General features: G+C 62.2%; 8 protein-coding genes and 4 pseudogenes. 8 read left to right on the forward strand and 4 right to left on the reverse strand.

Annotation, left to right across the window (positions count from 1 at the left end):
• Positions 1-91: 91 nt before the first annotated feature.
• Complete coding sequence (locus tag OMK73_RS05330; RefSeq protein WP_267601082.1) at positions 92-1,444, forward strand: cytochrome C; 1,353 nt, start codon at positions 92-94, stop codon at positions 1,442-1,444.
• A gap of 53 nt (positions 1,445-1,497) precedes the next feature.
• Positions 1,498-1,776 (forward strand): annotated as a pseudogene (locus OMK73_RS05335) (IS630 family transposase); the annotation flags it as partial.
• 45 nt (positions 1,777-1,821) lie between these two features.
• Here OMK73_RS05335 and OMK73_RS05340 read toward each other — a convergent pair.
• Positions 1,822-2,400, reverse strand: coding sequence for an IS110 family transposase (locus tag OMK73_RS05340; protein ID WP_267601083.1), 579 nt, complete (start codon positions 2,398-2,400; stop codon positions 1,822-1,824).
• A gap of 114 nt (positions 2,401-2,514) precedes the next feature.
• Between OMK73_RS05340 and OMK73_RS05345 the strand changes: the two genes are divergently transcribed.
• From OMK73_RS05345 to OMK73_RS05355, 3 genes are all read left to right on the forward strand, one after another.
• Positions 2,515-2,676 carry a hypothetical protein gene (locus OMK73_RS05345; protein ID WP_267601084.1) on the forward strand — a complete coding sequence of 54 codons (162 nt, stop codon included), beginning with the start codon at positions 2,515-2,517 and terminating at the stop codon, positions 2,674-2,676.
• A 266-nt stretch (positions 2,677-2,942) separates the two neighbouring features.
• Positions 2,943-7,124, forward strand: a complete 4,182-nt coding sequence (locus tag OMK73_RS05350; RefSeq protein WP_267601085.1) for a CheR family methyltransferase — start codon at positions 2,943-2,945, stop codon at positions 7,122-7,124.
• A 456-nt stretch (positions 7,125-7,580) separates the two neighbouring features.
• On the forward strand, positions 7,581-7,988 hold the full coding sequence (locus OMK73_RS05355) for a BON domain-containing protein (protein ID WP_267601086.1): 408 nt from the start codon (positions 7,581-7,583) through the stop codon (positions 7,986-7,988).
• Between the two features lie 187 nt (positions 7,989-8,175).
• On the opposite strand, the gene OMK73_RS05360 is transcribed toward OMK73_RS05355, so the two are convergent.
• Positions 8,176-8,382, reverse strand: a complete 207-nt coding sequence (locus OMK73_RS05360) for a DUF2188 domain-containing protein (protein WP_267601087.1) — start codon at positions 8,380-8,382, stop codon at positions 8,176-8,178.
• Between the two features lie 607 nt (positions 8,383-8,989).
• Here OMK73_RS05360 and OMK73_RS05365 point away from each other — a divergent pair.
• Positions 8,990-10,224: pseudogene (locus OMK73_RS05365) on the forward strand (DUF2252 family protein).
• A gap of 195 nt (positions 10,225-10,419) precedes the next feature.
• Positions 10,420-10,917, forward strand: coding sequence for a DUF421 domain-containing protein (locus OMK73_RS05370; protein ID WP_267601088.1), 498 nt, complete (start codon positions 10,420-10,422; stop codon positions 10,915-10,917).
• Between the two features lie 33 nt (positions 10,918-10,950).
• On the opposite strand, the gene OMK73_RS38845 is transcribed toward OMK73_RS05370, so the two are convergent.
• The gene (locus tag OMK73_RS38845; protein ID WP_420715461.1) at positions 10,951-11,166 is read right to left on the reverse strand and encodes a hypothetical protein; all 216 of its coding nucleotides are present in this window, start codon (positions 11,164-11,166) and stop codon (positions 10,951-10,953) included.
• Between the two features lie 396 nt (positions 11,167-11,562).
• Positions 11,563-11,769, reverse strand: a pseudogene (locus OMK73_RS05380) (transposase); the annotation flags it as partial.
• A 20-nt stretch (positions 11,770-11,789) separates the two neighbouring features.
• Here OMK73_RS05380 and OMK73_RS05385 point away from each other — a divergent pair.
• Positions 11,790-11,915 (forward strand): annotated as a pseudogene (locus OMK73_RS05385) (IS5/IS1182 family transposase); the annotation flags it as partial.
• Positions 11,916-11,979: the final 64 nt, after the last annotated feature.

Here is an 11,979-nt window from a genome sequence, read left to right on the forward strand (position 1 = left end):
GAGTAGATCTCCCCTAAACCTAAAAGATCGTGACCGGCCGACCTAAGATTTGCCTGCAAGCTGGAGCCAAGCCCAGAACTGGAGCAGCGGAATGCACACCCATCGCGCATGCATCAGGGGCGCCATCGCCATACTATGGGCGATTGCCAGTCTTTGCCTCGTTCAGCGTACGGAAGCCAATCCCCTTTTTGCCAGACAAACCGGATTGAACTGCTCCGCCTGCCATACGGTCTATCCAGAGCTGACACCATTCGGACGGAAGTTCAAACTTACAGGTTACACCCTGGGGGAACGCGAAAAGGTGCCGCTTGCCCTGATGGCAGTGGTCTCACGCAATTCGATCAATGACAATACCGACAAGTCGACCGGCGAGAAGCTCTTCGGCAAGAACAACGAGTTTGTTGCGGAGGCCGTCAGCCTGTTTTCCGGCGGAAAGATCACGGATAACGCCGGGGCCTTCATCCAGTGGACCTACAACAATGTCAGCACCACGGATAACCAGACGTTCTCCGGCCATAGCGCGCTCGACAGTACCGATCTGCGCCTGGTGAAACTGTTCGGGTCGGAGGAGAAACCAACGCTCTTCGGTCTGACCCTGCATAACAACCCCACCGTTCAGGACGTCTTCAACACCATCCCTGCATGGAGCTTTCCGTACTGGAGCCCGAGTATCGCGGCGCCAGGCCGAGGCACCTCAACGTTCCTGGAGTCGGGCGTGCGGGTAGCCGGGATTGGCGGCTATGCCTACCTGCTGGATTCGCTTTACCCGGAGGCGACTTCCTATCAAACGGCGAAAGGCGCGCTATCGGTTCTCCGCGCCGGCACGCCGGACAATCAAAGAGTTTCACTTAATGGCGCCAACCCATACTGGCGCATCGCCTATACCTTCGGCAGCGAGCATCAAAATTTCACGATCGGCCACTTTGGATTGATAGTGACAGTGGAAGTGCCGGACAGCGCGAAAGCCGGGGACCGGTTCCGCGATCTCGGATTCGATGCCCAATACCAGTTCTTCAGCAAGGACGACCGCCATATCGTCAGCGCGCAGGCTGCCCTGATCCACGAGAAGACCGACTGGCGGTCTGGCTTCCCTAACGGCAGCAATGACAACCCCAATTCCACACTGCGTTCGGCCCGGGCCAAGGTCACCTATCTGTTCGAGCGCACCTACGGCATCACTGCCGGCGCGTTCAAGGTGACGGGCGTCCCCGATTTCGCACGGTATGGCACGACATCCGGGACGCCGGATACGACGGGCTATATCGTCGAGCTGAACTACTGGCCGAAGTTCAAGTTTGTGTGGGACCCCCAGATGAACGTTCGCTTCGGTCTTCAATATACGGGCTATACCAAGTTCAATGGTAGCCACTCCAACTACGATGGAACATTGAGACGCGCAGCGGACAACAATACCTTCTTCTTCTACGCGTGGCTCATGTTCTGAGGCGCCGCGGCGACCAAGCAACTCGTCGCCAGCGGCCTGGGCGCCCAAGCGCGATCAAGGCTTGGTTCGCTCGCCATCCGCGCTTCCACGTTCATTTCACACCGACCTCTGCCTCACGGATCAATCAGGTGGAACGCTGGTTTGCAACCATCACCGAACAATACATCCGCCGCGGCACGCATCGCTCAACCCGACAACTTGAGCAAGCCATCCGCCAATACGTTGACCTGAACAACGCCAACCCCAACCCTTTCGTGTGGACGAAGTCAGCCGATGACATCCTCGCCAGCATCAGGCGATTTTGTCTACGAATTTCTGACTCAGGACACTGATATGTACTGACCGTGTCAAGTGCTCTGTTTCCTGTTCATGATCGGTTAAATCCCCAGTGTGTTTAGGCCAGGCCCGGCGGTGCCTCGTCGCTCTCGCTTGCCGCTGGAATGCTCGCTTGGCACCAGGCCCAGATACGCCATCAGTTGCGGCGCTTCGGAGAAGCGTCGCAGATCGCCAAGCTCGGCGACTACGGTTACCGCAGCAATCAGGCTGACACCCCGCAAGGCCATCAATGCCTCGATCACCGGCCGCACCGGGCAGTCTTGCACCGCGCGGTCGATTTCCTGCTCCAGGCTCGCTACACGTTGGCTGCAAGCCTTGACCGTATCCATGTATTCCTGCAATACGATTTGCTGCACCGGTTGCGCAAATTTCACCCCTTCGAGCCAACGCCAATGCGCCTGGGCCCAGCGACACTTGCCGGTATAGCGATGGCCATGCCGCAATAGGAACGACAGCAATCTTTGCTTGGCCTGCCGTTGCAGATGCTTCATGTCGTCGCGCGCACGGGTGAGGTCGCGCAATGCCTCTTGCGTTTCGCCTGGTATCCAGAACGCTGTCAGCTCGCCGGCCCGATGCAGGCGGGCCAGGCTCAGGCTGTCGCGACGGTCGGTCTTGAGCATGCTCTCGCACGCCAAAATGCAGATTGCGGCCGGCGCGGCTCCAGCACAAGGTCTAACTCCGACGTCCTACCCGCCCCGTCGACCCCGAGCGCGGTCAGGCTGGCCCCCACCTCCTTGTCCCAGTCCAAGCCCTTGTGCGTGCTGATCATGGCGGAATCCAACTCGCCATCCACCGCCAGCGGCTACCGCCTCTCCGCGCCAGCGTCGCCCAACGTGCAGGTGACGCCCGACTACGACTGCCGGAACGCTCCAATCGAGTGGACCGGGAACGGGTAGGCCACCGACGCCGCCGCCGCGATGCGTACATGGCCCTTCCGGCTCTGCGCAAACGGCTCTAGGCGATTGACCAATGCGTCTCAAGACGCACATTTGTGCGAGGCGCGGCCCACCTGGGGAAGAATAGAGAATGCATCGCAGTCTAGGTTGTGGGTCTTTGTGCATTCCTTAGGTTGCGATCCCGGCGTTTCGCAAACAGGGAGGTTTCACGCCAGCACTTATTTGGGGGAAAATCACATTGATATTCCTTTGAGGTCGAGATCACAATGACTGACACCCACGCCGTGATACCGGGGTCGGAAGATGATGCGCCAGCCGCTGCGGATGCGCAATCTCCGGTAGCCTCGCATATGCCGGTCGTGGGAATCGGCGCCTCCGCCGGCGGTGTTGAAGCTATCCTGCAGGTGCTGGCCGGCTTGCCAGAGGCTCCAGGGGCCGCGTTTGTGGTGGCGATGCACCTCGCACCTGACCAGCCGAGCAACGCCGCGGCGGTGTTCCAGAACGCCACCCAAATGCCGGTGACCCAAGTCGACCAGCCCATGTCGCTGGAGGCCGACCACGTCTACCTGATTGCGCCTGGCACCGTCCTTACCGTTAGTCCAGGCCGGCTCGAGTTGTCGTCGGCAACGCGCCGCCCCGCGCATCCGGTTGCCATCGACAAGCTTTTCGAGAGCCTCGCGGCCAGCTACCGGGAGCGCGCCGTCGCGGTGGTGCTGTCCGGTACCGGCACGGACGGTACACTGGGCGCCAGGCATATCCGGGCCCAGGGTGGTATCGTCATCGCGCAGCGCCCGGCGGATGCCAAGCATCCGGAAATGCCGCAGAGCGTCATCGATGCCCAGGTGGTGGACCTAACCCTGGACGCGGCCGCCATTGCCGGCAAGCTCGAGGAACTGTCGCGCGCCCCGCTCGATTGTAGCGGCAAGGTGCCCTCCGCCAACGATTCCCCCGGCGCTGGCGATGGCGACGTCGCTCGCTCTGACATACAGGCGGTGAGCGATATCCTGTTGATGTTGCGCACCCGCACGAACCATGATTTCCGGCACTACAAGCGGCCCACCGTGATGCGGCGCATCCAGCGGCGCATGTATATCCACGCGCTGACCCGCCTGACCGACTACCGCGACATGCTCGACACGGACCGTGCCGAGGCACAGGCGTTGCTGCAGGACATGCTGATCGGCGTGACGGGATTCTTCCGCGACAGCAAGGCGTTCGCCGCGCTCCAAGAAGTCGTGATACCCCGTCTGTTCGAGCAGAAGGACGAGAACGAGCAGGTCCGGGCGTGGGTGGCGGGCTGCTCGACGGGCGAAGAGGCTTACTCGATCGCCATGCTGCTGTACGAGCAACTGGAGCGGCTGGAGGGCAGGGTGCGGCCCGGCATCCAGGTCTTTGCCACCGACATCGACGAGCGCGCCATTTCGTTGGCGCGCACCGGTCATTACAGCGCTGCCGCCGTGGACAATATCTCGCCAGCGCGGATGCGCCAGTTTTTCCTGCCGGCCCAGGATGGCACCAAGATCAACAAGCAGGTACGCGAGTCGATGCTGTTCGCGCTGCATAACGTGCTGCGCGATCCGCCATTCTCACGGCTGGATCTCATCTCCTGCCGCAACCTGCTGATCTATCTGGACCGCGACGCGCAGAAGCAGGTCCTGGAGACATTTCACTTCGCGTTGCAGCCGAACGGTTACCTGCTGCTTGGCAGTTCCGAATCGGCCGATGGGCTTGAGCGCCTTTTCGTGCCGGTGGACAAGCGGCAACGGATCTACCAGGTCAAGGCGCTGGCGCGCAACACGTTCGCGCCGTACCGGCGGGTCGCCTTGCAGCCGCCGACATCGTTGCCGAAGCCAAGCGCGGCGCGGCACGGCGCGGTGGTGCGGCCGTTCACGTTTGCCGGGCTGCATCAGCGCGTGCTGGAGCAATATGCCCCGCCGAGCGTCATCATCAACGAAGACTCGGACGTCGTGCATATGTCCGAGCACGCCGGGCACTTCCTGCGCTACACGGGTGGCGAACCCACCCGCAACTTGCTGGCGCTGGTGCATCCGCCGCTGCGCACCGAGTTGCAGGCTGCGCTGTTCCAGGCCGTCCGCACGGGTCGCAGCGTGGAAGCGCGCCGGGTCAGGCTGGCCGCTGCCGACGGCCAGGCCACCTCGTTCGTCAATATGACCGTGCGGCCATTTCGCGAGCCGAGCGTGGGGACCAGCTTCGTGCTGGTCATGTTCGACGAGGTGCAGGATGCGATCGCCGATTTCCGCCTTGACGTGGCGAAGGCCGATGCGCCCGACGGGCTGGAGGCGGTGATCAAGCATATGGAGGACGAGCTCCGCTACACCCGGGATCAGTTGCAGGACACGATCGAGGAGTCCGAAACCTCCGGGCAGGAACTGAAGGCCTCCAACGAAGAACTGCAGGCCATGAACGAGGAGTTGCGCTCGGCCACCGAGGAGCTGGAAGCCAGCAAGGAAGAAGCGCAATCGATCAACGAGGAACTAGCGACCCTCAACGCGGAGCTTCGCGAGCGGATCGAGGAAGCCGCCAAGGTCAGCGACGACCTGCTGAACCTGATTTCCGCGACCGAGATTGCGAGCCTGTTCGTGGACCGCGAGATGCGCATCAAGCGCTATACACCGAAGGTCGTGGAGCTTTTCAACATCATTCCCACCGATCTGGGCCGGCCGTTGCTCGACCTGACGCACCGGCTGCAATATCCGTCGCTGGCGGATGACGCGCGCAGCGCGTTCGAGACGCTGGGCACGGTCGAGCGCGAGGTCTGCAGCGTGGACAACCGCTGGTTCCTGACCCGCGTAGCCCCGTATCGCACGGTGGACGACCGCATCGACGGGGCGGTCGTGACCTTTGTCGATATCACGTCCCGCCGCGCCGCGGAGGAGCGCGCCCGCGACAGCCTCGCCAAGTTGCAGCTTGCCGCGCAAAGCACGCGTGACTACGCGATCATCGTGCAGGACGCGGATGGGCTGGTGGTGAGCTGGAACACGGGCGCGGAGCGCTTGTTCGGCTATGCCGCCAGCGAGATGATCGGCCAGTCCGCCGACGTGATTTTTTCTGCGCCCGACCGCAAGCAGGGCATCCCGGCGGCGGAACGCGCGCGCGCCAGCCGCGAAGGTCGGGCCGAAGACCAGCGCTGGATGACGCGCAAGAACGGCACGCTGCTGTATTGCAGCGGCATCGTGACACCCGTTGCCAGCAACGACTTCCAGGGTTTCGCCAAGATCTCGCAGGACCTGACCGCGCAGCGCGATGCCGAGCACATCCAGCAACTGCAGCTCACGCAGGAGCGCAATTCCCGCGAGCAGGCGGAGGCGCTGATGCGCGCCAAGGACGATTTCCTGGCCATGGTCAGCCATGAGCTGAAGAATCCGCTCAATGTGATCCAGCTCAGGGCCGAGACCCTGCTGCGCCTGAAGGAGGCTCAGCAGACGCGCGGCATCCAGGAAGGCGCAAAGGCGATAGTACGAGCTGTCGGCACTCAGGCACGCATCATCAACGACCTCATGGACCTTTCGCGCCTGCGCACCGGCAAGCTCACGCTGGCGGCCTCGCGGATCAACCTGCGCGCCATCGCGATGCAAGTCATGGCGGCTTTCCGGCAGCCAGCGGCGCAGCGTGGCGTCGCGGTGGCGATGGATGCCGCAGCCAGCGATTGCGTGATCTGGGCCGACCCGGTCCGGGTCGAGCAGATCCTCTGGAATCTAATCGGCAATGCGGTCAAGTTCACGGGCCGTGGCGGGCACGTGGTCATCGGGGTCACGGTGGACGCTAATTGGGCGCAGGTCAAAATCGAGGACGACGGCGAGGGTATAGAACCGAGCGCGCTGGATCATATCTTTGAGATGTTCCGCCAGGGCCAGGGCGCGCGGCGGCACGCCGGGCAGGGACTGGGTATTGGCCTGTCCCTCGTGCGGCAGCTAACAGAACTGCAGGGTGGCACCGTCAGGGCTGAATCGGCGGGGCCGGGCCACGGCGCCTGCTTCACTGTGTCGTTGCCAATGCGTCCGGACCCCGCACTTACCGTCGCCGGCCGTCCCAGTGGCCCGCTACTGCAGGGGCTGCGGATTCTGCTTGTGGACGATAATCAGGACCTGCTCGACGCGCTGGGCCACCTGCTGACGGCGGAAGAGGCCATGATCCGCGTGGCCTCCAGTGGGGCGGAGGCTCTGGCGGCCGCAGAGACGGACGACTTCGATGTGGTAATCACTGACATCCAGATGCCTGGCATGGACGGCTACGAATTGCTGAAGGCATTGCGTGCGTCAACGCACGCGGCGGGGGTTCCGGTGATCGCTTGCACAGGGCAGTCGCATGCGGGCGAACCCGCGCGGGCGCAGCAGGCGGGGTTCATTGGGTTCCTGACGAAACCAGTCACGCTGGAACAGATCGTAGAGGCTGTGCAACCTGTTCGCAAGCGCGCGTCTGGGCCTTGAAGCGAGTAGGATTCGCCATTCGGCTGCTGCCAATACTTCGCGGAGGCTCAGCAGGCATTCCCGGTTGCGGGGGCGACGCTCCTTGCCTGGTCTGAATTGGCGGGGAAAAGTACGACTTGACTTGCCCGCGCGCGTTAGCCCCGCCGCGAGGAGGTCCACGGGCGTGACCATGGCGATGGCTGCCGTCGCCCCCCGTCGAAGGCTGGTTTTGGTTTCGCGACGAACGAGGGCCACACCAGACAAGCAGCCATATACGTGCCAGTCGGGTCCTGCGCCAGCAGGCAGGGAGCACACCGGCTCTCGGCTGAGGCAAGCGGCTCGTGCAGGTTCGCCCCAATGGGTCTGCCGTAGGCCGCCGTTCAGCGGCTCTTGCGACAGTGTATAGAGCGCGCGGGGGAGCGGTGTGAGCAGCTCGCTAAGCGCTGCGGCCCGCCGAAGTACCAGTAGGAGACAGTCATGAAATCAGTCCCAAAGGTATGCCTTGCTAGCGTTGTTGGATTGCTCGCTGCAGTGTGCGGTGCCACGAGTCTTGCGGATGCACCCACACTTGCCGCATCAGATAGCGTTCGGCCCATGAACGGCCCACCCGGAACGCCGGGGCGTCCCGACTCGGACAGCATATCGTCGGCTACCGATTTAGCGACGAAGCGCAGCGACAACGCGATCACGACGAAGGTCAAATCTGAGCTCCTTGCCGCGAAGGGGCTCAGACCTGCCGGAATTCGAGTGAGCACTGAAAATGGTGTCGTGCATCTCGATGGCAAAGTTCAAAGCGATTCGGAGAAGCTGACAGCCTTGAACGCGGTCCGCACCGTGGAGGGTGTGCAATCCGTAGTGGACGGACTGCAGGTCGTCGGCAAATAGTCGCACTGGTATGAGGGGTCCCTGACCACTTTTGACAAGAAAAACGCCCCGCCGATGCCTGGTGGATCTAGAGGGCGAAGGGGAGAGGTCCGGCCTGCGGGGTATTCACCTTGCCAGAGGGCATGCGTTGCAGATGTGCGTTCTTGAACACGAGTCCGTGGAGTCCGTGGCGTCACGATCGTGGCGTTCAGTTGTCGGGACCGGTTTTGAAGACGATATGACCATCGCTACCGTGCACCAGCAATTCCACTTTCTCGCGCTGGGCAAGCGCACTCCCAGCTTGGATCGCCTCTTCCTGGGTTTCATAGTGGGATCGTGCACGCAACGCCCCTTCCTGCTTGACGTCCCAGCCTGTGCCATGAGGTATGACGTGGAAATTGCCCTTGTGTGTCATTGCGATCTCCTAGAAAACAACTTCGGTCACGCACCGCCAACAGGAGTGGCTGCCGGACATACCGCTGCAGGCCGCCAGGTTCCTCTATGATCGGGTCTACTCCATTGCGGGCAGCAATGGCGCTTCCGACACTTAAGGCTTAGTCCGCTTCTTCAAATTCCAGGATCGCAGTGGCCGCACCACATGTATTCAAGACCCAACCGGCGCGCGCTGCACAAATCATAATGTTTCGTCGCATCTCAGCTTTCTCTTGAGGGAAATGTCTAAAGCGTAGGAGAGGCTTGTAAAAAATGCCGTCGGGCGCTGTCCTATTCCCCTCTGTCATTTGCCGGCGATACCCGCTGCGTCGGCTCGTGGGGGCAATCCAGGCGATGGTCTGGCTGGCTGACTTTCACGGCATGGCCGAGACGTTTTGCTGGACTGACAGCCAATGTTCATTAGCGTCACCGGATCCTTAGATTAGTACTCGAAGCGACTTACGTCGGCGGACATCACGAAGACGCCGGCGCGAATTCCGGTAATCCGAAGTCCGCAGTCACAATATATTGCGGGTGGCACGTTTTGTGCCTCGCCTGAGGTGCGGGCGAACTGCAGATCAGCGGAGGCAATTGTGGTCGGAAACCATAAATCTGGACGTTATCCGCCACCCGACGGGCGGCAAGGGCGGCTCGCCGAAATACGCGAGTGGAAGATGGCGCGCTCGGCGCACGCCTACGTCCGCGGGAACACGGCACACTTTTACGCATGGCTGGAGAGCCAGCGACCGGGATCTCTGCCGGACGGCCCAGGCATCTGGATCTGCGGCGACTGCCATATTGGCAATCTCGGCCCGGTGGCGGATGCCACCGGAGACGTTGCCATCCAGATCCGGGATCTCGACCAAACAGTGATTGGCAATCCGGTACACGACGTGATTCGGCTCGGCCTTTCGCTGGCGACTGCCGCGCGCAGTGCCAATCTGCCGGGCGTGTTCACCGCCCGGATGATGGGGGCGCTCATTGACGGGTATCAGCAGGCATTCGCCCTTCGTCGAAGCAAAGAAACGAGCAACGAACCGCGGCCAGCGGTCGTCCGGGTCGCGATGAAAGAAGCGCTGCACCGCTCGTGGCGCCAGCTGGCCAGGCAGCAGACCGGCGAGGCGAAACCCCATATCCCGCTGGGCAAACGGTTCTGGCCACTTTCAAACGAAGAAAAGGATCAGATCCATGCCCTCTTCGAGACTGGGGCCGGCACTTTGCTCGGATCGGTCCTGCGCCGCGAACCCGGCCAGGACGCGAGCATCAAGGTCCTCGACGCGGCGTATTGGGTGAAGGGATGCAGTTCGCTCGGCAGGCGCCGGTATGCGGTATTGCTTGACGTCGGGGCCGCATGTCCGGATGGAGGCGCCCCCTGTCTGGTTGACATCAAGGAAGCCGTCACCGCGGCGGCGCCACGACACGCCGGGCTTCGCATGCCGCGCAACAATGCCAGGCGGGTGGTGGAAGGCGCAAGGCATGTTTCCCTTTTCTGGGCGACCGGATGGCGGCCGCCCGCGTAGATGGCCGCGCCGTTGTCGTGCGCGAACTGTTGCCACAGGACCTGAAGCTGGAGGCCGACCGACTAACCGAGGCCGACGCTATCAAGGCTGCAAAATTCCTTGCGTTTGTCGTCGGAAAAGCGCACGCGAGGCAGATGGACGTAACGGCCCGGAAGCGCTGGCTCACGGAACTCCGGCCGAACCAGCCAAAATCGCTGGATGCGCCGACATGGTTATGGCGTAGCGTGGTCGAGTTGATGAGCCGCCATGAAATTGGCTACCTGGAGCATTGCAGGCTGTATGCGCTCCATACGCCGCTCAGCTGAATGGGACTGTGGGCAGGTCGTCTTCCCATGCCGCACACGAAGCGGTGACCAGCGATGCCATGAAGGGATGTCGATGAAATGTGGAGCATTTTCTGGTCAAAACGCCGATGGAGAAGTTCACGGGCCCCTTAACGGTGATGGGAAAGCACGTGCAGGGCGTGGACCTCTCGCGGAGTCGTTTCATAGGAGAGCGACATGAATGCCGTCGTTGTACTGTTCGGCGAAGGAAACACCCTCGACGTGCTGCAGATGGGGATGCGAGCCCTGGTCGTGTTCTTCATTGCCCTCGTGCTGATCCGTCTGTCTGGGCGCCGCTCGTTCGGCCAGCGGGCGCCGTTTGACTATGTGGTGGTTATCCTCCTGGGAGCCACCCTGAGCCGGGCGATCGTCGGTGCATCCCCGTTTTTCGCCACGATGGTTGCGTCATTCGTGATCGTCATCCTGCATCGGCTGCTGGCATGGGCGTGCCTGTACTGTCGCCCGCTGGAGCGACTGGTCGTGGGCATCGAACGGGAAGTCTTCCGGAATGGCAAGTTCAACGAACGCGAAATGACTGCTGCGCTGATCACGGAGACCGATATTCAGGAATGCGTCCGCCAGACACTCGGGGCCTGCAACATGTCGAACGTGGTCGCGGCAATTCTCGAACGAAATGGGGAGGTGAGCGTTATCCGACGGAACGGAGAGACGTAGCCCGGTCGCGCGGTGCAGATCATCGTCATGTCCTTACGCCGCCCCTCGACCCAGGTTTCCGCTCCTAGCATCCCGGTACCGGTACCGGTACCGGATCCGGTCGGATTCTTCGCCCCAATGCTGGGCACACAGCGCCTGTGCGACGGCTTTGCCGTCAATATCCGGCGCCCCGATGTCGAGCAATACGACGTCCGGCCGGAACGTGTGGGCAGTCTGCAGTGCTTTCTCCCCATCGCTGGCAGTTTGCACGTCGTGTCGTGACAGTTCGAATATGGCGCACGCGGTCGCGTCACGGCTGTCGCTTACGACCAGGGCAACGCCGAGTGAGCGGGCGTCGCCTCACGAACGTCGTGTCTTTCAACTGTACCTGGATGGCTGGCGCGCGCCGCCGCGAGCGGCAGGCGTACCACGAAGGTGGATCCGCGACCGTCGCCGTCGCTCTGCGCCGTAGTGGCACCCCCATGCAGTTCAACTGCTGATTCGCCGCGGACTTGGCTCTGATCGCATCACGGATGCCGCGCACCTCCCCGCGGAGATGCATTCATGGCATGAAACGCCGAACGACCCTATTCTCAGGAGCACGACGTTGCCTGGCCTGTGCCACGAGGAGGAGGCGGATGACCTCTTGGAAACCGGTTTGCAGCGGCGAAACTTGCCGAGACCGCTACCATGTTCGGTTCTGCGTTTCGGGAGCACTGGCTTGATGCCGCGCTCGCGTAGCTTCTGACGATGCAGTTCGGAATCGTAGCCGCGATCGGCGTAGATGACTTTGGGCTTCTGAAGTGGTCGGCCACGCACACCGCGAATCGGTGGAATCACGTCAACGAGCGGCAGCTGTGGGGTGACGTCGTTTTCGGTTCGCGCCGATCAGGGCATGGCCCCACAATTTCCGTCGTCGTCGCAATCGCTTCGAGCGCCGCGCTGACATTCACGAAGCATTCCTGAAACTTGGCTGCTCTCTCGTCTGCTGGAACATCTTCAGGCGCGCTGAGCAGTCTTTAGCTTGGGCCGATACCGGCCACCGCGCCCCGATCGCAGGTGAGCAGAAGGCGCGATACGCCA

Origin of the sequence: Cupriavidus sp. D39 (assembly GCF_026627925.1) — a bacterium.
Lineage (GTDB): Bacteria > Pseudomonadota > Gammaproteobacteria > Burkholderiales > Burkholderiaceae > Cupriavidus > Cupriavidus ulmosensis.

Excerpts from the sequence above, each read along its gene's own strand:
- OMK73_RS05355 (WP_267601086.1), top strand. The coding sequence starts at position 7,581 with ATGAAATCAGTCCCAAAGGTATGCCTTGCTAGCGTTGTTGGATTGCTC.
- OMK73_RS05330 (WP_267601082.1), top strand. The coding sequence starts at position 92 with ATGCACACCCATCGCGCATGCATCAGGGGCGCCATCGCCATACTATGG.
- OMK73_RS05350 (WP_267601085.1), top strand. The coding sequence starts at position 2,943 with ATGACTGACACCCACGCCGTGATACCGGGGTCGGAAGATGATGCGCCA.
- OMK73_RS05340 (WP_267601083.1), bottom strand. The coding sequence starts at position 2,400 with ATGCTCAAGACCGACCGTCGCGACAGCCTGAGCCTGGCCCGCCTGCAT.
- OMK73_RS05370 (WP_267601088.1), top strand. The coding sequence starts at position 10,420 with ATGAATGCCGTCGTTGTACTGTTCGGCGAAGGAAACACCCTCGACGTG.
- OMK73_RS05360 (WP_267601087.1), bottom strand. The coding sequence starts at position 8,382 with ATGACACACAAGGGCAATTTCCACGTCATACCTCATGGCACAGGCTGG.